The following is a 26,276-nucleotide window of genomic DNA, read 5'->3' on the forward strand; positions in this document are numbered from 1 at the left end:
TGCCACCAGACTCGGCAAGGATTCGCTGTACAGATGAGTGATTTCGGTCGAACAACTGGGCAATTTGCTGGAGTGATTCGCCCTTTTTCCAGTGCTCCCACATCAACGCCTTCTGGGCTTCCGTATAGTAAATCCTTGCTCTCTGCTTCATCCATAACACTCCTTCTGCTTATCCAGAGTTTAGTGTGTTGCGTCGATCGGTTGAATCCAAGACCCAAAGCCGACATCCGGTCTTGAAGCTAAGTCATTTGAGCACGTTTCACTGTTTCAGGTTTTAGTGTGTGAAATAATAAAACGCGCGTCCAACTGTTTCGCCAACTTTGACTGCCAAATTTAGCACTACAACGATGATTGTGGCGTGGACCAGCACGCGGCCGGACAGCGGGAGTGTCTTGTAATACAGCGTTGCTTCTTGAACGATCTTGTTCACAACTAGGCTTTCCTAAAGAGTGGAAAATGGCGTAACAGCCAATAAGACTGACATAGGTATTTCATCTTTGCAACATACAGGATCAAGGCTGTGGGTCGGGGCTGCGAGAGGCCGGTACCGACCCAAAGCGGTCTTCGCACTAACAACCTGCTGGGCGAATTGCCCGGCTCTCCCGGGTGGGATCGTGCGACCGGCAATAGCCAGCGTGATTCACGATACCCGCAGCTCTACCTTCTGCGTTAATGGTCACGGTCACGGTGAACTGATCACCCCATTGCGGCTTGTAGTAGATGATCCTAGGCCAAGGTGGAGGTGCGAAGTCGAGTGTGATGTGTGCTGACGTGATCTCCTCAAATGGAACATGCGAGAGGTCTGTCAACTTTGCAAGGAGGCCGCGATAGTGAGCCAATACAGGCGCGAGCTCAGACGACGACGGCTGAGTGGATGATGCCAACAAGTCGAGTAATACCGTGGTCTGACCATTCCGTTCGGCCAGCGAACGTAGCTTGCCGATTGCCCAGTAACCATCCAGATCGTTGTTCCGGCTAGCGAATGAGCCGCACAAATTACTGGCGACGTTTGTCAGGTGCGCCCCTCTAGGCATGTGTCATCCCTTGTTCAATTAGTTTGGTACACAACGTCGAGCCGTGACCGAGCTATTTTTGCCAACCTAGGCCGTTCGCGTCAGCTTGGCAGGGTTCCCGGCCTGAAGAGTCACTGACTGTTTCGACCGGCAGCTGTCGACCAGAACCTGACGTCTAGCAGATTAAGCTAACAGAGCGCTACGCTGGTCTCTAGCGCTTCACTTTTTGCTCAGATATTTGGCAATCCATTTTTGCTTCAACAGACGGGTACGCTCAGTCATTTGCAGTCATTAGCGCAGCAGCTCCTGCTGCTTGTTGCCTCACTGATGGCCTTCAACTCGGCAGTCACTTCTTCATCCCCCAGACTGTACACGGGTGCGAATCCGCCGCCTGGAGTCCTGAAGTTCGTGGTCTGACCTTGATAGACGCGCGCGGCTGTCCACTGGACTCGGCTGTTGTATACGTAGCTGCGCAAGTCAAACTTCAAAGTTTCAGGACTGTCAGCCGTACCGGAAACCCGAACGCCAGGAGCGACAACTCGCTGAGCGATGTATTCGCCCAACAAGATTTCTTGCCAAACCCGCTTCGTTACCTTGTCGCCCCGGTAGGCCGCTCTGCCTCCGTATCCAGCGACAGGCTTGAAAAACAGATTGCCTCGCTCGTTCCACAATCGTTCCGCGTTATTGGTCGTGACGCTCTCGGTGAAAGGCACGTTGGCAACCAATATGTCGATAGTAGCTTGGGGGACTCCCAACCCTTTGAGCGCTGTGGCGTCACTTAGTATGGTGAGATTGTGCTTGTTCGCGTAAAGCGCATGAGCTTGAGGATGCGGGGTGAGTACAAACGCGTCTTCGCAGTACGCGTCGTGCAGAGCGCGCGACTCAGGCGCCTCAAGCATGAAGTCGGTAAGCCGATTGTAGACCAAGTCAATCTTAAGCTTAGCAAACCACAGCGCGCCGTCTCTAAAAGTAAGTTCCCTCGGGTCTGCGATGATGGCGTTGATGTCGTTCTTGGCGAACAGCCGCTGAAACAGGAGGAATTCAGGGTAGAGGAACTGTTGCTGAGGTTGCGTGTCGACTATTGCTATCGTCCGCAGAGGCGCAGTTTGTCCTGCTGCTGCCCATTCTGCCCAGAACATCTGCACTATCTCGTCCTCGAACATAGCGCCGGAAAGGACAGCTTGTGCCAGCTGGTTATCGTCCAGACAACAGGTTCGATGTGCCCTTGCCATAGCAGCGTTAAGCATCGCACCTCCAGCGTTTGTGTTTATTTCGATGAGGCCGAGATTCTCGCCGTCCGGGTGGAAGTCATATCCGAAAAACACACCTCGCGCACCGCCGGCTCCACTCTTGGCAATATCGGGCGCATCGGCCAGTACAAGCTCTCGGTATGAGGGGAGCTCAATGACAGACTCTAGTGCACGTACCACCTCCTCGATTCTGTCCGCCTGCGTACTGGAGATGAAAACGGGCCGTGCAGAGAACAGGTATGGGCATCGTTCCTCTATCAGTTCAAATAGCATATCGTCATGCACTTCACCGGACAGCGCCGACTTCAAGGCAGTCTTGTCCAAGCTGCTGCAAAAGCAGGAACTGTTGAGCTGTTCTGCTGGCAACCTGGTCGAGTCATAGTTGCTTGCCGGGTTGTCAGTAACGATGTCGGAATTTCGCATACGGTTCCTATCCTTGGTGCGAGCTTATGGCTCGGGTACTCCGCGCCGCCTGCCCGCGAAGGCGTAACGCGTTAGTAATTACGGAGACGGAGCTAAGGCTCATGGCAAGGGCGGCAACCATGGGAGACAGGAGCTGTCCTGTGAAGGGATACAGCACCCCGGCCGCCAGGGGTATCCCAAGCGCGTTGTAGACAAATGCAAATCCGAGGTTTTGCCACATGTTTCGCACCGTCTGGACAGAAATGGAGCGAGCGACCGCAATGCCGCGTAGGTCTCCCTTCACGAGGGTGATATGGGCACTATTGATGGCCACGTCCGTTCCGGTACCCATGGCTACGCCAACGTTTGCTTTGGCGAGCGCCGGCGCATCGTTGATACCGTCGCCAGCCATTGCGACAACCCGCCCCTCTTTCTGCAATTTGTCTACCAATGCAAGCTTGTCCTGCGGTTTCACCTCGCCATAGAACTCGTCTATCCCTAGTTTGGAAGCAACCGAGCGCGCCGTCGTGGTTCCATCCCCGGTAGCCATAACGACAGTAATTCCATCGTTACGGAGGGTCGTCAGCGCCTCTATTGTCGTGGCTTTGATAGGGTCAGATACTGCCAAGATGCCTACTAGTGCGCCTCCCTCGGCGAGGTACATTACGCTGGCACCCTCAGCTCTCAAACTCTCAGCAGGCCCCGTGAGGGCGTGCCAGTCGACACTCAAAGACTCCATCAATGCAGTATTTCCTAGTGCAACCCGTTTTCCGTCTACGATACCGGTCACCCCAATACCACTGGCAGACTCGAAGGTTTCGGGCTTCGATAGCAAAATACCTCTCGTCTTTGCCTCGGCTACGATAGCGTGAGCCAACGGGTGTTCGCTGCCTTGGTCAAGGCTGGCGGCGAGCTGAAGGACGTACTCGTCGTTGTACCCTGGCGCCGCGACAACGGTGTTGAACGCCGGCTTTCCTTCCGTTAGCGTGCCCGTCTTGTCGACGATAAGGGTATTAACCTTTCGAAGGTCTTCGATAGCTGCAGCGTCGCGGAATAACACACCCTGCGTTGCCGCACGGCCGGTTGCAGCCATGATGGACATAGGCGTGGCTAAGCCGAGCGCACAGGGGCATGCAATGATAAGCACTGCCACCGCGTTAACGAACCCAAAGACCCAGCTTGGTTCCGGGCCGAACAGTCCCCAGACCACAAGGGTCAGAAGCGCGATTGCCGCGACAACAACTACGAAGTACCCCGCCACGGAGTCAGCCAGGCGCTGCATTGGCGCGCGCGAACGTTGAGCCTGCGAGACCATTTGCACAATCTGGGACAGCATTGTTTCTGACCCAACCTTCTCTGCGGTCATCACGAGGCTTCCGCTTGTGTTAATCGTTGCGCCTATTAGCCGGTCGCCAGGTCGTTTTGTTACCGGCACGGGCTCGCCTGTAAGCATCGACTCGTCGACCGCGCTTTTCCCTTCCGACACCATTCCGTCTACCGGGACCTTTTCGCCTGGGCGAACTCTAAGGGAATCTCCGACGTGTACATGGGTTAGGGGAACATCTTCTTCGCTCCCGTCTGCGGCAATACGTCGCGCCGTCTTGGGCGCCAGACCCAGCAACGATTTGATGGCAGCAGAGGTTTGCGAGCGCGCACGCAGTTCGAGGATTTGGCCAAGCAGCGTCAGGGAAACGATTACTGCCGCCGCTTCGAAATAGACACCGATACGACCGTGGCTTGCAAAAGTGACCGGGAAAGCGTTCGGGGCTAACGTGGCTACGACGCTGTAGCCATACGCAGCCATGACCCCTGAGCCAATGAGCGTCCACATATTCGGGCTCATGCGCATGAGGGACTGGAACCATCGCACGAAGAATGGCCAGCCGGCCCAGAGAACGACCGGTGTGCTTAGCGCTAACTCAATCCAGTTTTGCCCAGCTACGCCTGCCTGGAAAAGGACATGACCGAACATTGCCAGCGCAAATACAACTGCTGTCAGAGGTAGGGTCCACCAGAAGCGCCGACGGAAGTCGACTAGTTCGGGGTTTTCTTCGTCGTCCAAGGAAGGAAGTTCAGGCTCCAACGCCATGCCACAAATTGGGCAGTTACCTGGCACGGCCTGTCGAATCTCGGGGTGCATCGGACAGGTGTACATCGTCCCTGTAGGAGCGTCCGTTGAACGAACTTCTGCCGGTTTCGCGGCGGCCAAATAACTCTCCGGCGCAGCTCTGAACTTCTCCATGCACTTTGGGCTGCAGAAGTGATAGACCTCGCCCCCAAACGTAATTTCTCGCTCAGGGTTTGGACCAACCTTCATCCCGCATACAGGGTCGATGAACGGTTTTGAATTCGCTGGTTGCTCTGGATGGTGCACGGAGTCCGCACCGTGGGCATGGTGATGATTTCCGTGTCCCGCCGCGTGGTCGTGTGTACCCTTGCTCTCAGTCATGGTCGCCCTCCCAGGGTCGTAATGTCACATCAAAACTGCAGCGCTACCGATAAAAGATGCGGCACAGTTGCTTGTCTATCCATTCACTAGTCATGACTTACTCTAAACGTTCCCTTAATGGGAAGGTCAAGCACATTCCTGCTGTTCAGAGCCCGCACCAACGTGCGGTCTCTGAACAGTCGGCTACTACATTGCAGCCGGCGGCTGCTGCGAAGTCAAAACCGCAGCTGCAAACAGCACAACAAGTAAGACAATGCTCTCCACCTTTAGCACGAACTTCACGCGCTCAAGACCATGCACTGAGCCTCGGGCAAGGGCAAGTCCGACAAACTTGTTGTACCCGCCGAGAATGAGCGCAGCGCCTACCAGCCCGACCTTTATCAACAATGCAGTTGTGTAGATGCTGTTGCCAAATAAGTTGTCTACGGTTCCAACCCTGTTCCATGCATTGAACAGCCCAGTTATGAAGACTGCTCCGACTGCGACCATGGCCGCTGCAGACATCGAATCGAGGTAGCGAGCCAGGCGATTCAGGTCAGGCTGGCCTGCGTCCGTAGGCATCGACTTCCATGCAGAGACAGCAACTAAGCCAGTCCATGCGCCCATCGCAGTCAGGTGGATTACCTCCGCGGCGAAAGGCAGAGTCCAGTAACCGTTTTCGCCGGCATGCCCCATTGACGCGCGCACAAACGCGAAGAGACCTAGGGCCACCAGCACCGTCCACTCGCGCCACACTGCAGTCGAACGAAGTGCTCGAATCACCAATACCAGGGTAATCGCAAAAAACGAGATATAGCCGGCCCGCCCAATACTTGTCATGGTCAACATCTGCCAGACTACATCTTTGGCTTCTTGTAAGCTAACGCCCCCCATTACGGCGGCGGATGCCCACAACATTGTGACTGTCGCTAGGACGCCGAGTGTAGCCGCGACAATATCTCCCGCGCGCAGCAGGGCTTCAGCGTCTGCGCGAGGGACACCTGAGGCCAACAGCCAACGGCGGGCCAGCCAGGAGCCGACAAGCCACGCGAACGCAGCGTTTAAGGCAACGACTGACCCAACTTGAAGGCCCAGGACGCTATCCACTTATTTCACCGAGAACGAAAACGTGCCCGTACGGCGGTGACCGTCATGGCCGGCGACAGCCCATTTAACGGTATAAGTGCCTGTGGACAGACCTTTGGTTTGTAGGCGCACCATTGTCGGGTTGGCGGCATCGACCTTCGCCTTCTCGGTCTCGACGACCTTACCGTCGGTGTAAGTCAACGTAACGGTGCTAAACGCTTGCTCGACTTTCTCGTTGAAGGTCAGGGAAATTTCGGTCGGCGCCGCTTCCAAAACGGCTCCTGGTGTCGGGTTCGAAGCTGCAAGCTTCGCGTGTGCCATCGCGAGTGGGGCTGCGATGGTAGCTGCTGAAAAAACGCAGGCTGCTGCGATTTTTTGGATAGATTTCATATTCAACCTCTAGTAGTTATTGATTACTTAGCTTTACGGGAGGACCAGTGGACGTGCGTGATGAGCCACTTGTCGCCCTGCTTTTCTAGTACGGCAGTCTCTGTTCCAAACGAGTGGACGTTCGTTCCTTTGAACTTGCCTTTTGTCTCCGTTTCGCGCGTGACGATGGCGATATTTCCTTCCACTCGCTCGTTCTGGCGAATGACCGTCTGGCTCGTCGCTTTAGCAAAGGCCATGTCACTGGGGAGATGGTGACCAGCATATTCATCACGTGAGCGCTCAACATAACCAGACTCGAAAATCTGGATAGTTGGGGAGAGGAAGACGGTAGCTGCGTCGGCCGTCCCCGCCGACAACGCTTCATGAAACGCAGAGACGGTTTCGAGCGGAGTCGCGGCGAGTGCCTGGAAGGACGCGGCAGAGAGCGCAATGGCAAAAAGTGTTTGGCGCATAGATTTTTATATGTCTGTAATGGTCGGGGACAGCCGACAAGCCGATTTTCGATTACTAGACTTGTCGTGCTCTTAACTGCTCTCGAACTACTTACTTCGTCGGCGTTGCCCAGGATTTTTTCATCTCGGCCATGTGCGCCACTTCCTTCTTCTGCATTTCGACGAGTCTGTTCGCGAACTCCTTAACTTCGGCGTGCTGGAGCTTTGGAGCTGCAGTCTGCGCCATCTTGATGGCGCCTTTGTGGTGCTGGCTCATCATGTCTACAAACATGCGGTCAAACTGCTCACCCTTGGCTGACATCAGCTTGTCACCGCTCATGCCTTTCATTGACTCGGGCATCCCAGGCATTTTCATGTTCATCGCTTCTGGCTTCCCGGCATACCACTGTTCTTTCCACCCTTTGAGCTGGGCAATCTCTTTTTCCTGCTCGGCCATCATCTTCTTGGCCATATCCTTAAGTTCTTGGTTGGCTGAGCGACTTTCAACCAAGCTGGCCATATGCATTGCCATCTGATGATGCATAGTCATGGTGTCCAGGAACTGCTGTTCATAGGGCGCTTTTGCGGCGTTCGGTGAACTCTTGTGCATCGACTGCATGTTTGCCATGTCGTGCCCGGCGGCGCCGTGCGAGCCACTTTGATGCTGTGGCATAGCACTTGCGGACACAGCTACGAACGCGAACGAAGCGAGTGCGATTTTCGAGATTTTCATATTTACTCCTTGGTTGGTTGCAAACATACTCATCACATCTCATTGCTGCCGGCATCGACGCTGAGTTCGGACGACGACGCCTTCTACTGCTCTAACTTAGTCTTGAACTGCCAACTGCGTGACAACGTATCGTCCCTCAAGCTTTTCGGCGACAAACTTGATTTTGTCGCCTGCCTTGAGTACATCGAGAGCTGACACATCCTTCACACCAAACACCATCGTCATGCCTGGCATGCCCAAGTTTTCAAGCGGGCCATGTTTGATAGTGAGGCGACCGGTGTCTTTGTCTACTTTCTTAATTTCGCCATCGGACATAGCTGTCTCCTGGCCAGCGACGGCAGTCTCTGCATGATTTCCGTGGTCATGCGATTGGGCCATAGCGCTATTAACAGTGATGAGCGCAAACGTAGCTGCTGCGATGTGGGCGACGATTTTTGCGATTTTCATTTGGTATCTTTTCTTTCAAATTAGATTAGCTGTCGTTTTCTGACCGCTAGTGACGACTTCCGATTCGGTTACCTTACTTAGCAACCCTAATTACGGTCAGTGCCCGGAGTGGCCCGACGGTTTGCGGACGTTAAACTCTACGTTCTGCGCTGGCTTCGGCGCAGGCATAGACTGCCCACCGGCCGACGTACTCCTGACCGCTTCAAGCGGAGCGCCACTCCATTCGTAGGCCAGGGCACCGGCTGGGTGCTTGTACCAACCCGGGTCGCTGTAATCGCCTCGCTTTTGGTCTTTACGAACCTTCATCACGGTGAACATGCCTCCCATTTCCACTCCGCCGAAGGGGCCTTGGCCGCCCATCATCGGAAGAGTGTTTTCTGGCAGCGGCATCTCCATTTCACCCATCGAGCCGCCCGTAGAGCCCATTGCCATATAGTCTGGAATGATTGAACTAATCTTCTTCGCAGCGTCACGCTGGGAGACGCCAATCATGTTGGGAACGTCGTGACCCATTGCGTTCATGGTGTGGTGGGACTTATGGCAGTGGAATGCCCAGTCACCTGGGTTGTCCGCGACAAACTCGATGGCACGCATCTGGCCGACGGCAACATCAACGGTCACTTCTGGCCAACGCGATTCCGGTCGGGTCCAACCTCCGTCGGTACCGGTAACTTCAAACTCGTGCCCGTGTAGATGAATCGGGTGATTGGTCATCGTCAAGTTGCCGAAGCGAATACGCACACGCTCGCCCTGGCGCGCTACCATCGTGTCGATACCTGGGAAGACGCGACTGTTGAACGTGAACAGATTGAAGTCCAGCATGGTCGAGGTCTTTGGGACGAAGCTTCCCGGCTCAATGTCGTAGCTACCAAGCAGAAATACGTAATCGCGGTCGACTTTCATGAAGTTGGGATTTTTCGGGTGGGTAACCCAGAAGCCCATCATCCCCATGGCCATCTGCACCATTTCGTCGGCATGCGGGTGATACATGAACGTACCGGGCCGCTTAGCCTCGAACTCATACACCATCGTCTTGCCGGGCTGGATGCCTTTTTGCGTCAAACCGGTAACACCATCCATACCATTCGGTAGTGGTTGACCATGCCAGTGGATGCTGGTGTGCTCTGGCAGGCGGTTAGTCACGAAAATACGAACACGGTCACCTTCAACCACTTCGATGGTCGGCCCTGGTGATGCGCCGTTATACCCCCAAAGGTTTGCTTTCATGCCAGGCGCAAATTCACGCACAACCGGCTCAGCAACCAGGTGGAACTCCTTGACTCCGTTGTTCATGCGCCATGGGAGCGACCACCCGTTAAGAGTCACGACTGGGTTGTAAGGGCGGCCGTTCGGTGGCGGCGGTGGAACCTGGGTCGCGGCGCTCTGCATGATTACTGCTTCTGGGAGGGATGCTGCGCCCACTCGGCTGACTACCCCCGCCCCAATTAGCGCCGCAGCACCGGTGAACAAATCTCTACGTGAAACCATCTCAATTCTCCAATTAATGTTCAGCTGCTGGCGCAGAGCCCGACGCTGCAATGGTTGCGCTCGAAACGGCTCCGCCGCTGCCGTTTATTGCTGTCTGTAGTTCGGTCTCTGCAATCCAAAAATCGCGTTGCGCTTCAATAGCGCCGTTGACGCTCGTGATTTGGTCGCGCGAGTCGGCCAGCAGCTCGAAAACGCTGGCAAGCATCCCGTTGTACCGGAGGAGGACCTCTTCCGAAATCTGCTTCCTTAGCGGGACCACCTCGTCGCGATAGTGTTTGGCGACGTCATACGTAGTTCGGTAGGCCGAGTACGCTTCGCGCACTTCTGAGCGCACGCGAACAGCCGTATCGGCGGTACGATTGACAGCGAGCATGTACGTTGCCTTCGCACGAGCACGTCGAGACCCACCCCAGTCGAAGATAGGCAGTTCCAGCGATATTTCGTAGCCGTTCTCACGAGGCGCCCCGGTAGTGCTCTTGTTGGCGTATCCAGCGTCCAAAACGTTAATGAAGCCTGTGGCGTTTGTAAGACCCAGCGACCGAGCGGTAGCGTCAACGTCCCGCTTGGCAATTTGGATGTCGAGTCTCTGCTCCATCGCAAGAGCCTCGAGCGCTCCCGGCTCATTCGGCTTTTGTGGGAGGTCTGGCAGGCGGTCGGGTATCTTGAAGTCGACGTTCGAACCCCAGAGGCCTAGTAACCTGACAAGTTGCTCACGCGCTGCCGTAGCCGAGTGGCGGGCGCGGGCATACTGCGTAGTCGCCTCCGCGTAGAAAGCCTGCTCACGTGCCCTGTCCAGTTTGCTCCAGTTGCCAACCTTGGCTTGCTCCTGCGCGAGCTGGGCTCCAGCCTCGGCTGACGTCACAACCTGACTCAAGAATTTCTCTGTCTGAGCAGCTGCGACGGCGCTGAAGTACGAACGACGGGTTTCGCTAGCCAAGCGGACTGCTTCGGATGCTGCGGTCAGCTTGGCTTGTTCAAACCGGCTACTTTCAATAGTGCTGCGCAGTGGAATAGTGAGCAGACCAATCAGGTCAAACATCACGCTACGTTCAATTTCAACCTCGTCACCGCCACGCATCCGGCTAAATGAAAAGCCCGGATTGCGTATACGGCCGGCTTGGACAAAGTCGGCTTCGGACACGCCAAGCTCTGCTAGCGAAGCCTGGAGGCCGCGGTTGTTGAGCAATGCAATCTGCACCGCAGAGTCAGGCGTCAGAGGTGCCGACAGGAGCTTGGAGACTTGGGCAGAGCTAGCCTGCGCGTCACTGTCGTTCCTTTCGCCCGTCACGCCGAAGCCGGTACGGGGCTGCGTCAGCTTTGAGACGTCGCCCGCTGCGCCGTCGTTAGACAGCGTCGAGCATCCGGCTAGAACCGATACGGCCAGTAAAAGACTGGAAGTCTTCAGTAATGGTGTGAAAACGATAGGCCTCATTTCTTCGCCTCTTTTGCTTGTTGCTGATGCTGTTCGTGTGCCGCTTCACTCGCTGCACCATTTGCAGGGACCGGGCGAGAAATTGTGGCCGGTTTTTTTTCCTGGCCCATCTTATGTCCTGCGTGTGGGTCGGGCTTTGACACCGGCGCCATTTGATGACCCGCGTGCGGGTCTGACTTTGGAGCCGGTGCCATTTGATGACCTGTGTGTGCCGTCGGCGAAGGTTGGCCAGTACGGGCCGCCCGAGCGACAGCTTGAGCTGGCATCTGATGCCCTGCATGCGACGCCTGACCAGCTGGTTCAGCTGGTGTTCCGTGGCCAGAAGGGGTGCCTGGATTTGCGCCTTGGGTCGGCATCGCGTGCCCAGCGTGACCGCTAGCATCTTGGGCTGCCGGCGTGTGACCGGCGTGAGCGCCGCCATGCATACCCTCGTTCGCAACCGTAGCGTTAGCTTCTTTCCACACTTTGTCGGGCGAGACAGTGGTGTCCTGAGCGACCCTGTAAGTCGAAAAAACTGAGGTATAGGTTGTTTGTGGAACGTGAGCAGCCGGGTCGGCGGCTTTGAGAGAAGCTGGTGACTCGCCCGCGATGGACGCGAACGAGGTCAGGGCTACCGCACTGGCGGCAGCAAAACTTTTAGAGAACATAGTTGTCCCAAAATCGAAAGTAGACGCGCAGCAGTAGTGCGCGACAAAAACACGACGGAATACAAGCGAATACGCGCGTCGTTGCTACCGAAAACGATTAAGCGGCGAGATGTCGAGGGGGACGTTCGAGACTGTCTGGGATGAAACCAGCAACGAGAGTAGAGCCGAAGGTCAGATAGACCTCAGCGCTATTGAAGGAAGGCTTGAAGGTCAACAATTGCGGCGGTGCAACGGCGCAAACAAAGCACGCAGCACAAGCGCTGCATGACCCGTGCTTGAACGATTTGGACGTATCGTTATTTCGGTCGTCTGAGGACGCCATTTCTGGGCAATCTTCCTCATCACCTGACTGCTGGTCCATCACGGCATCGTGTGAACTTGCCGATGCGTCACCGTGGTCCATCAAGGTGGCTGCGACCATAGTCATACCCTGATGACCAGAACTGCACGCGCGCAGCATATTTGCCGCAAATGCCTGGAAGGGCATCACGGCAATCAGCAGCCACAGCAGATAGGTTTTCAGGGTGCGATTCATTGGTTGAGAGTGTAGCACGGACGTCTATGTCGTCAAGACGACCTGAATCGAACGATACAGGTTCCCACAAGGGGAAGGTCAAGAAAAGTCGTAGACTCCCCGAAAAAATGCATACATTCTGCTACAGGCCAACCAAAGTTGTCATAAGTGCAAACAAAGTAATAGTGTTAAGCAACATCATGTTGCGCTTGCACTTAATTGCAACTTCTCCCCACTCCCCGACTAATGAACCTCTTCCGCCTTTTGCTTTCAATGCTGCTTCTTGTGTCCGCACACGCGGGTGCCCAGGATGCAAAACTCAGCCAAAACTATCGCTTCTGCGAAGCTGGCTATTCGAACTGTGACGCATCCCTCCTGAGCGCGTCACAGCTCGAGCAAGTGCACCGAGCCACACTAAAGCGAAATTTCCGGGCTTGCGACAGCGGGTGAGCACTTCATTTAGCATCCGTCTTGATGGAGATACTGACTTAACGTTACCGAGCGACGTCCGCTAACACGACGCTACGTTTTTACACAGCCTAGGTCGGTTTCAGTCAGTCCAATTAGCGACTGCGGCCTCGCGGTCAGCGTATGGGTAGTGGCATTTTTGCTGCGCGCGTCGTGGCATTTTTGCTTCAACGGACGGCTGCAAACAAGGAGGTTCATAGACATTTGGACATTGAAAAATTGCATCCTAGCAGGTACGGCATCTTAGAAATACGTGAATTTCCACAATGCCGAACTTCCGCTTTTGGCCGAATTTAGCCGTTCAACTGAGCATATCAGGTCACGGAGGCGGAATAGTCGCGGACTGTCACGTCGGGCAGGAACCCACCCGAAGCGGCTCTCGCTATGCTGAAGATTACAAGCAGATGGCTACTGTTGCGATGTTGACTTTTTCGCTCTTGTTTTATTAGTTCATGTACCAGCGATCGCTGGGAGCACGAGGCGTGTGGCGCCATATTAATCGCGCAAGCGAAAGAGGGATCACTGCCAGCACGATCCATAGAGCACATAGGCCAACTGCGCCAAAGTAGGTGTACAGAAGCTCGCGAAGCAGACCGCTTATTCCCCGACCAAATGAGCCGGTCTGCTCCGAAGTTAGCTCATCGATTCCAAGTCCAACCAATGCTATCGCCGCCAAGATACTTATGCGCACCATTCTTCTAGCCGTACGCAGTTCATTCGAAAACCCATTCATCTACGTTACCTTCCTTGCCTGACCAATCTGTCCTCAAAAAATGCGGGATTGTCCGTGTCGCTGACTCAGAATGCGAGACTCGTCAGAAGTCCGCTTTGGGCGACTACAGCCGGTCGGACCAGAACAGCAAGTTGCCGGGTTGAAAATCCAGTGACCATCGCGACAGGCAGGAATCGACCCAAACCGGACGTTGATAGAAGACAGCCGTTGTGACAGGCGACAAGGGCAAGGCAATATGCTAAAAGTTAGAATTTCGCTAAAGCACGACTCAAGTCCAGCTGCAGCAGTACCCAATTCGCATGGATGCACGCGAAGCAGGAAAGCATCGGGTCTAGCTCGTCAAGATAGTCGGCGCTGGGAATGGCGTGGCAAGCACCATAACCAGATTGCATGTTAATACCTTGAACGGCGTCTACTCGGCCCACGCCGACTTCGCGGGCCTATTCCAGCGTGTTCGCTTTAATACCCTTCTGCGACATGACGTTTGCCACGACCGTATCAGAGAACAGATCCAGCTGCTGGCACAGCGCGACAAACTGCGACACACATTGCGGATCGCTTTTCCATTATCTTTGGGGAAGTTCGCGATCGTCTTAAAGTCGGGCGCCAAGCGTTGCGTCAACCACATCAGCTCGACATTGCGCTGCGCTTCGCGCTCGAGCCGACGGCTCGACTGGATGCGGTTGAGGTAGCCATAGATGTAGAGCTTAAGGAGCACGGCTGGATGGTAAGCCGGCCGGCCCGTCTTTGCTGGTTGCACCCGCGTGAAGCCCAGGAAGGCAAGGTCAAGCTCATCCACGAATACATCAACTACCCGCACCGGATTATCCTCGGTCACGTAGTCGTCCAAGAGTTCGGGCAACAGCGTGCCTTGGTCACGGTCTTCGCCTTCGATAAAGCGCTTCGTTGAGCATCCGTCTTGATGAGATACTGGCTCAACGCGTACCGAGCCACGTCCGTTTACACGACGCTACGTCTTTACACAGCCTGGACCGAAAGCGGAAGTTTCTGGTAACTCGTCTGCCTCGGTCTCTTGTGTCAAACATTATTGTTCGTGTCCGAGTTATTGTCCGTCCACGGTTTTCCGTAATCCCTAAAGTTTCGGTTTAACCGCCGAACGTTTTTCGATCACTGCGATACCTGCCACGGATCAATGAGGGATACCCCCGTTGGCACAAAATCAGCGGTGTTGCGGGTAACCACCGTCATTCCATGCACAAGGGCGGTTGCAGCGATGAGCGCATCGCGCTCGCTACGCTTGTCGGGTACATGCAGCCGGGCGCAGCGTTGCGCCACGGCGGTATCAACAGGCAGCGTACGTCTAGCGAATTCGGGCAATACCTGCTGTTCGAGCCAAGAACGCAACATGGCCCCTTGGGTGGCATCCTTTCTCTCAATCGACAGAACGCCGAACTCCAGTTCCATAATGGTGATAGCGGACACAAACAGGTCAGCGGCGTCAACGCTCTCTGCCCATGCCGTTACGTTCATATTGGCCTTGCCAAGCCGCACTTTGCGGAGTTCGGAAACCACGTTTGTATCGAGAACAAACATCATGAGAAATCAGGCGCCCGTGTTCCGATGGTCACACGCGGAGGCTCAAAATCGATGTCAGCGATACCCGGCATAGCCAGCGCATCAGCAATGTTGCGCCGCTGCTTTGTAAGTCGCTGATAGTCCTCAAAGCTCATCAGTACATGGGCAGGCCGGCCCCGATCTGTGATGAACACCGGTCCATTGGTTGCGGCCCGTTTAGCCTCGCTCGCTCCTTGATTGAACTCGCGGCTGGATATGGTGGTAATGGTCATGGCAACCTCTCTTGTGCTTGCTTTATGTAGTTATGTTACTACATGTCGCAAGTGAGTACAAGCGGAATGGACAAATCCCCAGTGTGGTCACAGAACCCCCGCGTAGTGTTCTCCTTGCCTATCTCATTTGTGCTGAAAGCTGTCGAGCTACCGCTTCATATCCCTCATGCGGGTAGCACGGCCAGCCTACTGGCATGCAGGAGCCCGGCCGCCTGTCGACATCAACAAAATTAGCGTGACGATTTGCAAGTTGCCGATTAGCTAGTCCAGGCCGCGCCGGTGCCACGCGCGTTGACGAGTGCAGCCTTCCATCAGCTGGCCAACATGCCACCGGCGTTGACCTTGTTCGCCAACATCGACAACTGACAGACGCGCCAAGCCTACCAGAATGATTTCGAGGAATTCATGCGCGACGCCGGCATCACTGATCCCCCAGCGTTTCGCGATGTGGCGCTTGCGCACGTGCTGGCCTGGATCTGCGCGATCTCATCGGTGCCACCATCCGTCGCAAGCTGGCAGCCCTGGCAAGAAGCGGATTGCGGATCTGTTAATCGTCGAATGGTCAACCGACACGCACGTTCTTCCATCATCTCCTTAAGGTGCCGGTAACTCAGCGGATAAGCGGCGTCCCAGCGGATGAAGACCAGAATCACGTCTATCGGAAAGCGCATATCTTTGAACTTGAGCATGTGGGTCGTTGTAGATTGGGGCAGTACAGTTTGCCCGACCGGCCGCCGTGTCCGCTAATGCGACGGAACCCCAGCGCCGCTCGATCCCCTTTTGCTGTCATAGCTAACAACCTTCATCGACTAAGCGAATGTTGACTTGCGAGATGAAATTCACGCTTTATTATAGATAAGTCGGCTAAATGTCGGCAGGCCTATTTTCAACAAACTCGGAAGAATAATAATGGAATTTATAACTGCAATTATGGATTTATCCTTGGCTCAAATCTTCGTCGCAGGCGCTACCCTGCTCATTATCTTTGGCGACAATTCGGCTGTCATCGAAGAAGAAGAAGATGGCAACAGCGATTACGAGAACGCGAGCTGGAACCCTTCTAGCGTCAATTACAATGAGTGATCTATGCTTGCTGTTTGATACGCCTAGAATTAATGCTCTCGTGAAAATCAGGCAATGCCCTGCATTCCTGGTCCATAATTATTCGCAAGAGCGAAATTCGAAGCTGCACTAGGATCCATGACCTCGATCGGTCCCATGGCTTAATACTTTATATGGATTGGAGGTAAAAATGTCCCTTATTTCTCGATTGAAACGCATCGGGCGGCTGGCGATCGCGCTTTTTAGAGGATTCTTCACTTGGAAATCAACGATCGGCCCTAGCCCTCGTTTTGATCCTGTGCACACCACTTTGCTGACCCACTTGAAAAAAGTTGCACGCTACGACACAAACCTGTTTTTCGAGCCTTTTACTCTTGCAGTTAAAGAGTTCGAGAAAGAACGAGCGAAACCTTACTAGGAAATGCGCTGTTGACTGCCTAGTGGACAGCGCAAGATAAAGTAATTTTCCAATTGCGGCCCCCAATTGCTTCTGGATTGGGGGCTGTGGTTATATAAAGTTTTTTGGACGGGTGCTTGGCCCGGGTCTTGAAAGAAGCTACTGCATCGCGTAAGATCCCCAATCCGCGAACTGGGCAGGACGTGCGTCCAGTATCACTGTCTTCACCCTTCTAAATCGACGCTTAAGGTCATCTACTACTTCTACCAGACACGTTGCGCCCAACTCTTTTGCCGTACTTCGCGGCGCTCCCACCGCCATACAAAAGCCAAATCACTTTGGTCGATGACTTGAGATGAATCCTCGTGCTCGTCAAGAAAAGATTGGACCTGTAAAACATCATCATCTGCCATCGAATCGGGGGCAAATATCAGGTCGTCTTTGTCTCCTGTCGGTGTTTCCTTGACCCGATCGAAGACATATACCATCCCGCATGCAGCAGCGTCATGCTGGCTAGCGCCTGCCAGAGTCAACTTAGACATCCATTCATACGCTGTCACCGCACACGCAACCTCGTCATATTTAGCGACGCGGATTTCCACTGAATACTCGTAGTAGGTGATCATATGGGTAGGGAGCTGGTGCCCGAACCCACTGTACGACTTCGCTTCTACCAATGAAAACTGCGCGACCTTCGGCGGCCTGATAAAAAACGAGAGCAGCGTTCGATCTGCTAAGGTCCGTGTCATTGTCTCCATAAGCACCATGGACACTTTCTCTACACGGTCTGGGTGCGCCATTGTTTCGCCCCAGGTTTCCCACGAGTCAGCGCTTACCTCGGCAAACGCCTGCTCTAAAGAGGGAGGTTCGTGGCGATCAATTGCCACTTCCCGTGCAAGCGGTGCGACTGCCGCAGTACAGAATCGTTACGAAGCATCGAGGCATTCACTTCTGTGCGACCGTTGACATCAGAGCGTAGCGTTTGGAATTCACTGAACTTCATTTTGAAATCTCTAAGGTCGGGAAGTGAAGGAGTCCGGACGCCAGTCTGCGCTCCGAGCTAATCACGAGCGGCGACGTTTGTAGTGGTCTAATGTCCCCGGACACTTCGATAGGTGGATAATTCACCTTCGAAGGAGTTTACATGACCAGGCAGCGCCGCAATTTTGACCCCAGCTTCAAGCTCGAGGTCGTCCGTATGATTACAAAACAAGGCCTCAGTATCTCGCACGTCAGCCAGACAATGGATATCGGCGTGACGGCGATCCGTCGCTGGATGTAGCAGTACGAGGCCGAGCAAAAAGGCCAGCCCGGCATCGGCAAACCATTGACGGCTGAGCAGCAAGGCATTCGCCAGCTGGAGCAGGAAAACCAGCAGCTTCGTAGTGATGTGGATGTGTTAAAAAAGGCATCGGCCTTCTTTGCACGCGAGCTCAAGTGAGCTACCGACTCATCGACGAGCTGCAAATGAAGGCCGTTCCTATCGCACAAACCTGTCGCCTGCTCGGCGTAAGCCGGGGCGGATTCTACTAAGCGAAGCACCGTACTGCCAAGCCGGTTCTTTGCAAAGCGAGCGTGCATCTGCGTGCCGCGTTCATGAGCAGTGGTCAGAGCTACGGTAGCCGCCGGCTTGTCACGGCGCTGGCCAGTAGCGGCCTCCAGGTCGGCCGTTACAAAGTGCGCCGCATGATGCAACAGGCCGGCCTGAAGCCAGTATGGAAGCGTAAGTTCGTGCACACGACTAACAGCAAGCATGCACTGCCAATTGCATCGAATGTGCTTGCCCGGCAATTCAACCCGGCGGCGCCGAACGTGGCTTACGCCTTGGATAACACGTACATTCGGACCGGCGCCGGCTGGCTTTATTTGGCTGTCGTGCTCGACCTGTTCTCGCGCAGAGTTGTGGGCTGGGCGATGGCGCCGAGCATGCCGGCGACCCTGGTCTGCGATGCTCTGCGCATGGCAATCCACGCGCGTCGCCCAGCAGCCGGACTGTCGTCCATTCCGACCGCGGCAGCCAGTACGCGAGCGACCAGTACCAAGCCCTGCTCGACGAACATGGCTTCGTCTGCAGCATGAGCCGCAAGGGCAACTGCTGGGATAACGCTGTTGCTGAGCGCTTCTTCCTGAACCTGAACATGGAACGTGTCTGGCAACGCAATTACGCGAACCATGCAGAGGCCAAGCTCGACGTGGCCAATTACGTCGCCGGCTTCTACAGCTGCGAGCGCCTGCATTCTGTATTGGGCAATCTGCCGCCCAGCGTCTATGAACGCACAATGGCAGAGAAAGGACCTCTCACCGTGTCCGAAATTACTTGACCACTACAGCCTGGAAGATCTTGCACGCCCTTACGAACTGCCCGAGGCTACTCCAGCGGCGACTTGCACGATGCGGATCATTTCGGATGAGGCCGACTTACTTTTCGACGCCCTTATCACCGCCGACCGCGCACTGTACAAGCTCATGCACAGTCCCATGGCCGAAGTAGCAGAGGAAAACATGGGCCCGTTCCTACGTTCGTTCACCATACTGCGCAAGGAAGTGTTCGGCTTTCAGGGCGACAAGCGCCAGCCCTCGCTAGGCTCGACTGACACCGGCGATTAAGCTGAGTGGAGTCTGGTTGCGTGGCCGATGCTTACTCGAGCGCTGTCAACGATGGACACGGTGTCCATCACTCTAATCGGCTAAGTTTTTGATTCCATTCAAAACACGTACCCCTGTCAAGCAATTTCGGGGTCGAGTTTTAGCTGCTCGCGCAGTTTCATCGCTTGCCAAACTTCATTGGCGCTGTACCTACTCGTATATCAATCAGGAGCGCCTTCATGCACAACATGGATTAGCTGGAAGCCGACTTCACCGCAACGATCAATCCTGACGTCCTCAAAGACGCCATGAAGGCCGCCGGCGCCGGCTCCAGGGAGCTCTGGAAACTACCAGTGGAACAACTGCGGATTATTGGAGGCTTCAATATCCGCGTCCACAATGACGCATACCAAGCCAAGATCGACGAATACGCCGAATCGCTCTTCTAAGAAGGCTGGATCCCTCACAAACCGATGTCGGGCACCGTCCAGTGGGACGAAGCTTCGGACAAGACCTAATCTACATTTTCGATGGACATACCCGGCTCCTGGCGATTCCGATCGCAAACGCCCGCAGGGTGGCGGCAGCCCTGCCTCCGATCACTGAAGTAACTGTGATCGTGATCCCATCGAAGAAGGAGAAAGGCAAGAGCCTATTGACATGGAAGACCTGACAGTTGCCATGGTTCAGGGCAATAAGAGCAATCCACACTCAGCCTATGAGTACGCTATCGCGTGCAAACGGCCGGCCGATAAAGGCAGGCCAAATAGTGAGATCGCGCGTCGCTTGGCGTTGTCCGGTGAATGGGGCAAAAGTCTCCTGCTGCTGATGGCGGCCCCAAAGGAGCTGCGCGGTCGGGTGGCCAATGATGCTTTGACAGTCACGCTCGCGGTTCAGCTGTTGAAAGAGCATGGCAGCGAAGAGGCCGCAGAGATGATTGAGGAAGCGGAATCCGAGAAGGAGGCCCAAGGCAAGCCGGTCAAGCTTACCCGCAAGAACATTAAGCCCAACAACCCGTTCACGAAGGAGGTCAAACGTTCGGCGCCAGCGATGTATGACGCGCTTGCGAACGTCAAGAAGGACCCGGCTTTCGCGAAACTGAACGCGGCCAGCCGCGAAAAGCTGCTGGAAATCATGGTGACGCTGGAGAAGGCGAAGGACGACGGCGCGGTCGACCATTCGAAGCAGACGACCATCTTCGACGCAGCGGCTGCTCACGACCCAGCAAAAACTGCTGCCTAATTTTTGTTGGGCCCGAAGCGACGGTGGCCCTTACCTATGACAGGTAAGGGCCACTTTGCTTTTTTATCCACAATAACTGTGGATATCTTTTTGTTCTCAGCCTACCCAGCTCCTGATGCGCCCTCGGTCCAGGTGCGTAAAACCTTTTGATGGATAGTACCGCACCCCTCCCCCTGCCAGGTATCGACCGAACCTGCTCAGGGCGGCAGGGCTGACCCCTTCGATCCGTAGGGCCAATGCCGCAGCCTGCATATGGAGACTGTTGCGCTTCGCACCTTCCCTTGCGTTCGTCTTTGGACGAACCCCACGGGGCGTTGTCAGCGCATTGCTGACTTAGAAATGCGGCTGGCAATCTCGACGGACGAAAGCATTCCAGTAGAGACGTGCCCATCTTTGTACACAATGCTCGGGGTCGTAGTCAATTCCAAACGCCGCGCCAGCAGCAGATTTTTTTCCAAGGCAGTGTCATCACATTTCGCAAAGCTTGATGGTCTGCCTGCCGCGATTTCCTTCCACTCCTTCACTCGATCGGCCGCACACCGCACACCGGACGTTCACGGCCAAGCGGCGGCTTGACTCGGTGGTGCCAGGAAGCATGTGCCTGTACACGGTGACGTTGTCGAGCTGATCCAGTTCATGCTCGATCTGCCGGCAGAATGGACACTCAGTGCTCAGGAAAACGTGTATAGCTCGCGATCCGTTGCCCAGGGTGGTCTTGAATGTGGCATCGGTCGTGATTGCGCTCAACGCCGACGCATCGAGCTGCGTTTCCGTTGCCGGGCTCAAAAGTAAGTTGACACAGAAGGTTGCGGCAACCAGGACTCCAACACGAGCGGCCAGCTTCTTCACGTTGCTCGGTTTGTTGGCTTGCGCCATGAAGTTTGAGGGTTACTATAGACATATAGATCGTACTTTACCGAACAGCATTTCTGGAGCACTAAGTGATGGAATTTTTTAACACTCTCATGAATACCAACCCGATCCACATCCTTCTGGCTGTGGGCGTACTCTTCATTATGTGCAACGGCAGTTCGAGCAGTAGCGTTGAAGACGATGAAGCCATCGACGATAGCGATTACCAGAACGCGAGCTGGAACCCAAGCAGCGTTAATTACAATGGCTGATCCGCGTCCTCTAACGGGGACGTCGCGAATACGCACTGGCGCTTTCCTGGTAATCGAAAAAAAGCCCGAGCGAATGTCGGGCTTTTTTCTATGTGTGCACGAGGCCAATAGTTGAAAAGACGGATCATGGGGGTGTATCGCATCCTGGGAGTAACTTGCAAGTAGTCGGGCAAGGAACCGGGCTTCGTTTTCCAGATTCTATTGCAGTTGCTTCCCTGGCGCTGCTAATCAGCCTTGTCGCCGTATTTCCCACTTGATCCACGCGCAGGTGGGAATGAGGGCACGTTCGACACGTTGCCGCCATGGGAAGCCGCATCCCAAATCCACCACCCTGATTTTCCGTATTGTTCGTCGTAGTGCGCGCTCTTCTCTTCTTTGCGCTGGAGGTACCGCGCGTCGTCACGACCAAAGACCTCCATTGGTACTTCCCGAAGCGTATCCGTCAAAATAAAGTCCGGCAGCACCAGGTCGGTGCTGGCCTGGTAGCACAGTGGTTTCATGAATGAGCGGCCCTGCATCACCAGGAAATCGGCCACTATGCGTTCATAACTCGACTCTACTGGAAAGAACTCGGCCGTAATACTCATGAGCGCCATGTCGATAACGAAGGCATACACGCCCTTTCCGCCCTGTCTCAGTTCTACCTGCGCGATCGCAACTGGTCCACGTCCGCCGCGCCACGCCGCTATTGCATTCGGGAACCGTCGGACAGTGCTGTCCCACAGGCCATTCTGCATGAACGTCATAGGAATCCCGTGGAAGCCTCCAATCTTCAACTGTCGAGCCATTGCATCAAAGTGCTCCTGCGTGAAACTGGCCAGCGGTGCGATTACAAGCATTCGATGTTTGGCCTGCAACGCCAAAGCAGCGCGCGTGCGATTGCGCTCCGCCTCACGTGCATCCGCACCAAATGCCGGCAACAGCAACTGGTCGACCAGCTTTACCTGCCCCCCTAGACATTGTCGGCTGCATTGTTGATCCACCTGTAGGACAGCGAGGCCCTTCGCTTTCCCGCGAACGCTGGCTTCCACTAGTTCAGGCCGGCTTCTTCCCACAGATAGTAGAGCAACCCGAGCAGCTTCATTGACGACTGCTTGACCGAAGGAACGCTGTCCGTTGGCGCCCCGGTGGGTCCGGCCGGCCCGGCAGCATCACCACGCTCGAGCATCCCGATTTCCAGGCGGATCTTGACTGAGCCATCGGGTTGCTGATCGATTACTCCGAAGTTATCCCCGCCTCCGCGACTCTGCGCAGGATTCGCGCGTAGTACTGGCAATCAGCAGCATGCTGCCCTCCGATCAGACTGAATCGTGCGAGCGAGAATAGATCACTCCCCTCGTGATATTTCACCGTTAGGCGCCTCGAACCTTTTCCCTTGCATCCGCAGCGCAAATCTGCGCGGTCGTAGGCTGTTTTCAATACGGATTGCCAGCTGTGCGAGGCGCAGAAGCGATGCTTCCACGGATTGCTGATGGCCCTTGAAGAGTCGCTACAGTCCAGGGCCAAGTTGTCCGCGGCCGAGATCAGGGACAGCAACGCGGGTGCGGATCCGATCGATCGTGCAAGCGCCGAGGAAGAGCACCAACTCGCGATTGCTGCCCGGGTTCGTGACGCGGCGCAGCTGCTCGACGTTCGCGCAGCGCTCAAGCGGATCGAGGCTGACGAGTTTGGATGGTGCGCCGAAACAGGCGAGATGATCGGCGTTGGCCGCCTACTCATCTGTCCAACGACGACACTCTGCGTCGAAGCGCGAGAGCAAGAAAACTCGCTATAAGAGCTGATATGTATATGTTCACTCACGAGGCGGTGCAACCAGACAATCCGCACTACAATCCCACACTACTTCTGGATACCCTCATGCAACTGCTGGGTGCCCGTAACGATCGGCAGCTCGCGACGAGACTTGACGTTAATCCCTAGCAAATTTGCAAGGTCCGGAAGTGTCGGCTTTCCGTGGCGCCGGCCTTGCTTATTAGTATGCACGAGGAGACTGGCCTGCCCCTGCCGCTGCCCCTGTCCCTGCGCCAGTTGCGGGCTCTGATGGGCGACTATCGCGAGCATACCGGCGCCAGTTCCAAGCACCCTGCCGTGCCGCAGCTTCAATATTTCAATGGTATCCGCGCATTTCAGGCGCTACAGTCACAAATAAATGGGACTGGTAGCCTTGAAGCATGAAGGCCCTAGTCAACCCCGGCTAGCGAATGCTGACCAACGCGCAAATCAGCCTCAAGGACGCGCAGAGCGCCACGACCGACCGGCTAACCTCTCATACCCTACTGAGTGACTGTAACTGAATCAAGCAAGAAGAAAAATGCCTGGTCAACCCCAGGCATTTTTGCTTGAGGCCTTAACGAGCGGTAGCGAAATGATTGGCGGCCGCTTCGAGAGCCGCGATGTTATGCACTCCCGGCACCAGCCAATTCGTGCAATGCCGGCTGCTGTGATGCTCCCAAAGCGCTTGCGTCACACTCGGCTCGACAAATGCGCTGGCCGTCATCAGTTCCGCGGTAAGACGAATGCAATCATTCATCCGATCCTGCGGAACGCTTTTCAGCTTCTCCGCAGGAATCAATGGGACGGCAGCCGAGATAGCATCCTTAGTACGGCCTGGAGCGTCATGACCATTGTCTCGCCCGAAAGTGCCGTAATAAGCACCGGTTACGCTCTTTCGGGAGTGGCCAAGCAATTCGCTCACCTGGACTCGTTTGACGTCTAGAACCTCTCTGGGCATCTGTCCGCCCGACCCGCCCAGCGTAGGCGGAATCATGTCGGCAATTAGAGCAGCGTTCTCAGCATACTGCGCGCGCAGTCCATGACCTGTGCAATTGCTTGCCTGCTTTGTTATTCCGATTTTGGCCAGCATCTTATTCCATTTCGCAAGTGAATATTTCAGACTGGCTTTACTGCCATCGCATTGCGTGAGCCAACCCATTCGTTCGTTCGGCTTTAGCAAAGCCTTGACATGGTCGAGCACTTTTCGCTGTTCGTTGGTATCGATATAAATATCGCGTGGGCGGCCACCCTTAGTTTTATAGGCCGCAAACTTGTTCACGCGATCTACCTTCCATGGAACGCATTGAACGACTTCCATACGGCGCAGACCAAATGCGACTGCCATTCTAAGCATCACCCCGAATCGCCAATCTATGGCATCGGCCTCGCGTACCTTCTCGGCTACGTCAATTCCATTGGCAGCCCAGCTTTTGCTTTTCTCCGCGGTGGTCTTCACACGCAATTCTTCCCGAGGGACATCAGGCAGGTAATGCGCCGCATCCTTCACCATTTCGCCTTTTCCGATCCAGCGGCAGAAGATGCGCAGCTGAGACAGGTTCCCTTGGATTGTCTTTGGCTTGTATCCATTCTCGTGCCAAAAATTGCACAGCGCCTGAATGTGCTTCTCCCCTAAGTTTTCCGGGTTTTGGAGGCGAAACCCAAGTTTGACCAAGCGGGCGAAACTCGCATGCAATGAATCACGGGCAGCTTCGCTTGTTCGATCGCTGGCGACCGAGCCATTTACGCGCGTCCCAGCATGCTTCGCCAGAATAGCGTCCAGTTGTGTTTTGAGCGAGTCCATTGATATCTCCAGTCTAAGAAAAAGATGCGTTCGGGAAGCCGCATCTCATTGCGCATTTCGCTACGCACAAGGAGATACGGCATCTTAACAAAATACTAATTATTAATTATTGCCGGGGAGAGGGACCCAAACGTAAGAACCTTGATTTCGCCTTGTCTCCCCTCTTGGCAAAGAGACAATACGCCGGCACCTTTCGGTTACCGATCGCCTGACTTGCTGCTGCCAGGCCCTGAACTCTCACGTGGTTTCTCACGTAGCGCTTCCCGCCCGTAGGCAGGTCTGTGGTGGCGCTCGCACCCGATGGTCTTACTCACACCCGTAGGTGTCGCGGAGGCTGCATTAGCACCGGCCACAGGGCCAGCGATTCATGCGTCGGGGAGCATTCCCGATATCCGCCTTTCTTCGTCTCTTGATATTGATGCGGTCCAGACCCGGACCATGGGCGCAGCTGCTGTCGAGCTGCTGTTGCTAGAACACTGAGAACCCTTGAAATGTGCCTCCCAAGTGAGTGGCAGTTCCAATCTGTGGGAAATCTGTGTTCCTAAATGTCTCGAAACGCTGATGTAGCCTAGCTTTCGTCGACACTCTGTGTTCCACCGTATTTCCTGCACTGTGCCAAAAAAAAGTGGCAAGAGAGCCACGGGCGTACAAGGATATGGAGGGATTGCCTTATTAGTGCCAGGCCGAACTTCCCTGGTCAGGAGATGTGCCGCTAAGGCGGCGTACTAATTGGTGCTTTTCGATTCAACAGAACGGAAAAGGGGAGGTTTACAACAATGCCGCATAGCGACGAAAGGAATTCTATAGGTAGCGGCGACGAAAGTGCAAGCTAATCCTTGCGAAAAACATGGCGCTTTCGTCGTAAAGTTATATCGTTCGCTGTGTAAAGTAGCAACCAATCCGTATATAGCACTAAGGTAGCAATGCGATAGCGTCGGTATGGCATCTTGGGAGCATTGGGGTAGCATTTTCAATTCTGTGCCCCACAACGTCATCGTTCAAATCAAGCAGCTTAACGGCA

General features: G+C 54.9%; 28 protein-coding genes and 3 pseudogenes. 8 read left to right on the forward strand and 23 right to left on the reverse strand.

What is annotated here, in order from left to right; all coding sequences use genetic code 11:
* The 18 genes and pseudogenes from AC56LV_RS22165 to AC56LV_RS22250 all read right to left on the reverse strand — a co-directional run.
* Window positions 1-151: helix-turn-helix domain-containing protein (locus tag AC56LV_RS22165; protein ID WP_499561097.1), on the reverse strand; the 151-nt coding region annotated here is incomplete at its 3' end.
* Window positions 152-274: 123 nt separating this feature from the next.
* Window positions 275-430 (reverse strand): hypothetical protein, encoded by a 156-nt coding sequence (locus tag AC56LV_RS22170; RefSeq protein ID WP_499560820.1) that lies wholly within the window; start codon window positions 428-430, stop codon window positions 275-277.
* Window positions 431-1,291: 861 nt separating this feature from the next.
* A complete protein-coding gene (locus tag AC56LV_RS22175) occupies window positions 1,292-2,686 on the reverse strand; it encodes a hypothetical protein (RefSeq protein WP_258836733.1) in 1,395 nt (464 codons plus the stop codon).
* 7 nt (window positions 2,687-2,693) lie between these two features.
* Window positions 2,694-5,114, reverse strand: coding sequence for a heavy metal translocating P-type ATPase (locus tag AC56LV_RS22180; RefSeq protein ID WP_499560822.1), 2,421 nt, complete (start codon window positions 5,112-5,114; stop codon window positions 2,694-2,696).
* 186 nt (window positions 5,115-5,300) lie between these two features.
* Complete coding sequence (locus AC56LV_RS22185) at window positions 5,301-6,200, reverse strand: CopD family protein (protein WP_499560824.1); 900 nt, start codon at window positions 6,198-6,200, stop codon at window positions 5,301-5,303.
* Window positions 6,201-6,569: a copper homeostasis periplasmic binding protein CopC gene (gene copC / locus AC56LV_RS22190; RefSeq protein WP_499560826.1), complete on the reverse strand. Its 369-nt coding sequence runs from the start codon at window positions 6,567-6,569 to the stop codon at window positions 6,201-6,203.
* A gap of 23 nt (window positions 6,570-6,592) precedes the next feature.
* Window positions 6,593-7,021 (reverse strand): YybH family protein, encoded by a 429-nt coding sequence (locus tag AC56LV_RS22195; protein ID WP_258836737.1) that lies wholly within the window; start codon window positions 7,019-7,021, stop codon window positions 6,593-6,595.
* A 91-nt stretch (window positions 7,022-7,112) separates the two neighbouring features.
* Entirely contained in the window at window positions 7,113-7,733 is a 621-nt protein-coding gene (locus AC56LV_RS22200; RefSeq protein ID WP_499560828.1) for a DUF305 domain-containing protein, read from the reverse strand.
* Window positions 7,734-7,829: 96 nt separating this feature from the next.
* Window positions 7,830-8,180, reverse strand: coding sequence for a copper-binding protein (locus AC56LV_RS22205; RefSeq protein WP_307732431.1), 351 nt, complete (start codon window positions 8,178-8,180; stop codon window positions 7,830-7,832).
* A 96-nt stretch (window positions 8,181-8,276) separates the two neighbouring features.
* The gene (locus AC56LV_RS22210) at window positions 8,277-9,668 is read right to left on the reverse strand and encodes a multicopper oxidase family protein (protein ID WP_343828450.1); all 1,392 of its coding nucleotides are present in this window, start codon (window positions 9,666-9,668) and stop codon (window positions 8,277-8,279) included.
* Window positions 9,669-9,681: 13 nt separating this feature from the next.
* Window positions 9,682-11,100 (reverse strand): TolC family protein, encoded by a 1,419-nt coding sequence (locus tag AC56LV_RS22215; protein ID WP_343829148.1) that lies wholly within the window; start codon window positions 11,098-11,100, stop codon window positions 9,682-9,684.
* Window positions 11,012-11,521: a hypothetical protein gene (locus AC56LV_RS22220; protein ID WP_343829150.1), complete on the reverse strand. Its 510-nt coding sequence runs from the start codon at window positions 11,519-11,521 to the stop codon at window positions 11,012-11,014. The genes AC56LV_RS22215 and AC56LV_RS22220 overlap by 89 nt, the downstream gene beginning before the upstream one ends.
* Before the next feature lie 323 nt (window positions 11,522-11,844).
* The gene (locus tag AC56LV_RS22225) at window positions 11,845-12,282 is read right to left on the reverse strand and encodes a hypothetical protein (protein ID WP_499560830.1); all 438 of its coding nucleotides are present in this window, start codon (window positions 12,280-12,282) and stop codon (window positions 11,845-11,847) included.
* A gap of 1,665 nt (window positions 12,283-13,947) precedes the next feature.
* Window positions 13,948-14,357, reverse strand: a pseudogene (locus AC56LV_RS22230) (transposase); the annotation flags it as partial.
* Between the two features lie 233 nt (window positions 14,358-14,590).
* Window positions 14,591-15,019, reverse strand: coding sequence for a type II toxin-antitoxin system VapC family toxin (locus tag AC56LV_RS22235; protein ID WP_499560832.1), 429 nt, complete (start codon window positions 15,017-15,019; stop codon window positions 14,591-14,593).
* Window positions 15,016-15,270, reverse strand: a complete 255-nt coding sequence (locus AC56LV_RS22240) for a type II toxin-antitoxin system Phd/YefM family antitoxin (protein ID WP_499560833.1) — start codon at window positions 15,268-15,270, stop codon at window positions 15,016-15,018. The genes AC56LV_RS22235 and AC56LV_RS22240 overlap by 4 nt, the downstream gene beginning before the upstream one ends.
* Window positions 15,271-15,531: 261 nt before the next feature.
* Window positions 15,532-15,732 carry a hypothetical protein gene (locus tag AC56LV_RS22245; RefSeq protein ID WP_499560835.1) on the reverse strand — a complete coding sequence of 67 codons (201 nt, stop codon included), beginning with the start codon at window positions 15,730-15,732 and terminating at the stop codon, window positions 15,532-15,534.
* A gap of 60 nt (window positions 15,733-15,792) precedes the next feature.
* Window positions 15,793-15,959 (reverse strand): annotated as a pseudogene (locus AC56LV_RS22250) (IS6 family transposase); the annotation flags it as partial.
* A gap of 220 nt (window positions 15,960-16,179) precedes the next feature.
* Here AC56LV_RS22250 and AC56LV_RS22255 point away from each other — a divergent pair.
* Both AC56LV_RS22255 and AC56LV_RS22260 read left to right on the forward strand, forming a co-directional pair.
* Window positions 16,180-16,353 carry a hypothetical protein gene (locus tag AC56LV_RS22255; RefSeq protein ID WP_258838181.1) on the forward strand — a complete coding sequence of 58 codons (174 nt, stop codon included), beginning with the start codon at window positions 16,180-16,182 and terminating at the stop codon, window positions 16,351-16,353.
* Window positions 16,354-16,522: 169 nt separating this feature from the next.
* Window positions 16,523-16,750 carry a hypothetical protein gene (locus AC56LV_RS22260; RefSeq protein ID WP_499560837.1) on the forward strand — a complete coding sequence of 76 codons (228 nt, stop codon included), beginning with the start codon at window positions 16,523-16,525 and terminating at the stop codon, window positions 16,748-16,750.
* Window positions 16,751-16,992: 242 nt separating this feature from the next.
* Here AC56LV_RS22260 and AC56LV_RS22265 read toward each other — a convergent pair whose 3' ends face one another.
* Window positions 16,993-17,616: a hypothetical protein gene (locus tag AC56LV_RS22265; protein WP_499560839.1), complete on the reverse strand. Its 624-nt coding sequence runs from the start codon at window positions 17,614-17,616 to the stop codon at window positions 16,993-16,995.
* Window positions 17,617-17,873: 257 nt separating this feature from the next.
* On the opposite strand from AC56LV_RS22265, the pseudogene AC56LV_RS22270 reads away from it, so the two are divergent.
* The 4 genes and pseudogenes from AC56LV_RS22270 to AC56LV_RS22285 all read left to right on the forward strand — a co-directional run bounded on the left by AC56LV_RS22270 (window position 17,874) and on the right by AC56LV_RS22285 (window position 20,557).
* Window positions 17,874-19,050, forward strand: a pseudogene (locus AC56LV_RS22270) (IS3 family transposase).
* 70 nt (window positions 19,051-19,120) lie between these two features.
* Window positions 19,121-19,336, forward strand: a complete 216-nt coding sequence (locus tag AC56LV_RS22275) for a hypothetical protein (protein WP_499560841.1) — start codon at window positions 19,121-19,123, stop codon at window positions 19,334-19,336.
* 287 nt (window positions 19,337-19,623) lie between these two features.
* The gene (locus AC56LV_RS22280; RefSeq protein ID WP_499560843.1) at window positions 19,624-19,764 is read left to right on the forward strand and encodes a hypothetical protein; all 141 of its coding nucleotides are present in this window, start codon (window positions 19,624-19,626) and stop codon (window positions 19,762-19,764) included.
* Window positions 19,765-19,975: 211 nt separating this feature from the next.
* Window positions 19,976-20,557 carry a hypothetical protein gene (locus tag AC56LV_RS22285; protein ID WP_499560845.1) on the forward strand — a complete coding sequence of 194 codons (582 nt, stop codon included), beginning with the start codon at window positions 19,976-19,978 and terminating at the stop codon, window positions 20,555-20,557.
* A gap of 96 nt (window positions 20,558-20,653) precedes the next feature.
* Here the strand turns inward: AC56LV_RS22285 and AC56LV_RS22290 are convergent, their stop codons facing one another.
* Both AC56LV_RS22290 and AC56LV_RS22295 read right to left on the reverse strand, forming a co-directional pair.
* Window positions 20,654-20,878 (reverse strand): YcbK family protein, encoded by a 225-nt coding sequence (locus AC56LV_RS22290; protein WP_499561098.1) that lies wholly within the window; start codon window positions 20,876-20,878, stop codon window positions 20,654-20,656.
* 147 nt (window positions 20,879-21,025) lie between these two features.
* Complete coding sequence (locus AC56LV_RS22295) at window positions 21,026-21,433, reverse strand: thioredoxin fold domain-containing protein (protein ID WP_499560847.1); 408 nt, start codon at window positions 21,431-21,433, stop codon at window positions 21,026-21,028.
* 68 nt (window positions 21,434-21,501) lie between these two features.
* Here AC56LV_RS22295 and AC56LV_RS22300 point away from each other — a divergent pair, with 68 nt between their 5' ends.
* Window positions 21,502-21,681 (forward strand): hypothetical protein, encoded by a 180-nt coding sequence (locus AC56LV_RS22300; protein WP_499560849.1) that lies wholly within the window; start codon window positions 21,502-21,504, stop codon window positions 21,679-21,681.
* Between the two features lie 224 nt (window positions 21,682-21,905).
* On the opposite strand, the gene AC56LV_RS22305 is transcribed toward AC56LV_RS22300, so the two are convergent.
* Window positions 21,906-22,712, reverse strand: a complete 807-nt coding sequence (locus AC56LV_RS22305; RefSeq protein ID WP_499560851.1) for a DUF1173 family protein — start codon at window positions 22,710-22,712, stop codon at window positions 21,906-21,908.
* Window positions 22,713-23,113: 401 nt separating this feature from the next.
* Here AC56LV_RS22305 and AC56LV_RS22310 point away from each other — a divergent pair, with 401 nt between their 5' ends.
* Window positions 23,114-23,455: a TraR/DksA C4-type zinc finger protein gene (locus tag AC56LV_RS22310; RefSeq protein WP_499561100.1), complete on the forward strand. Its 342-nt coding sequence runs from the start codon at window positions 23,114-23,116 to the stop codon at window positions 23,453-23,455.
* Window positions 23,456-24,028: 573 nt separating this feature from the next.
* On the opposite strand, the gene AC56LV_RS22315 is transcribed toward AC56LV_RS22310, so the two are convergent.
* The gene (locus AC56LV_RS22315; protein WP_499560853.1) at window positions 24,029-25,255 is read right to left on the reverse strand and encodes an integrase domain-containing protein; all 1,227 of its coding nucleotides are present in this window, start codon (window positions 25,253-25,255) and stop codon (window positions 24,029-24,031) included.
* Window positions 25,256-26,276: the final 1,021 nt, after the last annotated feature.

Source organism: Telluria sp. RB2R28 (assembly GCF_059685835.1).

Excerpts from the sequence above, each read along its gene's own strand:
- AC56LV_RS22175 (WP_258836733.1), bottom strand. The coding sequence starts at position 2,686 with ATGCGAAATTCCGACATCGTTACTGACAACCCGGCAAGCAACTATGAC.
- AC56LV_RS22180 (WP_499560822.1), bottom strand. The coding sequence starts at position 5,114 with ATGACTGAGAGCAAGGGTACACACGACCACGCGGCGGGACACGGAAAT.
- copC (WP_499560826.1), bottom strand. The coding sequence starts at position 6,569 with ATGAAATCTATCCAAAAAATCGCAGCAGCCTGCGTTTTTTCAGCAGCT.
- AC56LV_RS22195 (WP_258836737.1), bottom strand. The coding sequence starts at position 7,021 with ATGCGCCAAACACTTTTTGCCATTGCGCTCTCTGCCGCGTCCTTCCAG.
- AC56LV_RS22200 (WP_499560828.1), bottom strand. The coding sequence starts at position 7,733 with ATGAAAATCTCGAAAATCGCACTCGCTTCGTTCGCGTTCGTAGCTGTG.
- AC56LV_RS22205 (WP_307732431.1), bottom strand. The coding sequence starts at position 8,180 with ATGAAAATCGCAAAAATCGTCGCCCACATCGCAGCAGCTACGTTTGCG.
- AC56LV_RS22210 (WP_343828450.1), bottom strand. The coding sequence starts at position 9,668 with ATGGTTTCACGTAGAGATTTGTTCACCGGTGCTGCGGCGCTAATTGGG.
- AC56LV_RS22215 (WP_343829148.1), bottom strand. The coding sequence starts at position 11,100 with ATGAGGCCTATCGTTTTCACACCATTACTGAAGACTTCCAGTCTTTTA.
- AC56LV_RS22220 (WP_343829150.1), bottom strand. The coding sequence starts at position 11,521 with ATGGCGGCGCTCACGCCGGTCACACGCCGGCAGCCCAAGATGCTAGCG.
- AC56LV_RS22225 (WP_499560830.1), bottom strand. The coding sequence starts at position 12,282 with ATGAATCGCACCCTGAAAACCTATCTGCTGTGGCTGCTGATTGCCGTG.
- AC56LV_RS22235 (WP_499560832.1), bottom strand. The coding sequence starts at position 15,019 with ATGATGTTTGTTCTCGATACAAACGTGGTTTCCGAACTCCGCAAAGTG.
- AC56LV_RS22240 (WP_499560833.1), bottom strand. The coding sequence starts at position 15,270 with ATGACCATTACCACCATATCCAGCCGCGAGTTCAATCAAGGAGCGAGC.
- AC56LV_RS22255 (WP_258838181.1), top strand. The coding sequence starts at position 16,180 with ATGGAATTTATAACTGCAATTATGGATTTATCCTTGGCTCAAATCTTC.
- AC56LV_RS22260 (WP_499560837.1), top strand. The coding sequence starts at position 16,523 with ATGTCCCTTATTTCTCGATTGAAACGCATCGGGCGGCTGGCGATCGCG.
- AC56LV_RS22275 (WP_499560841.1), top strand. The coding sequence starts at position 19,121 with ATGCGGATCATTTCGGATGAGGCCGACTTACTTTTCGACGCCCTTATC.
- AC56LV_RS22280 (WP_499560843.1), top strand. The coding sequence starts at position 19,624 with ATGAAGGCCGCCGGCGCCGGCTCCAGGGAGCTCTGGAAACTACCAGTG.
- AC56LV_RS22285 (WP_499560845.1), top strand. The coding sequence starts at position 19,976 with ATGGAAGACCTGACAGTTGCCATGGTTCAGGGCAATAAGAGCAATCCA.
- AC56LV_RS22295 (WP_499560847.1), bottom strand. The coding sequence starts at position 21,433 with ATGGCGCAAGCCAACAAACCGAGCAACGTGAAGAAGCTGGCCGCTCGT.
- AC56LV_RS22300 (WP_499560849.1), top strand. The coding sequence starts at position 21,502 with ATGGAATTTTTTAACACTCTCATGAATACCAACCCGATCCACATCCTT.
- AC56LV_RS22315 (WP_499560853.1), bottom strand. The coding sequence starts at position 25,255 with ATGGACTCGCTCAAAACACAACTGGACGCTATTCTGGCGAAGCATGCT.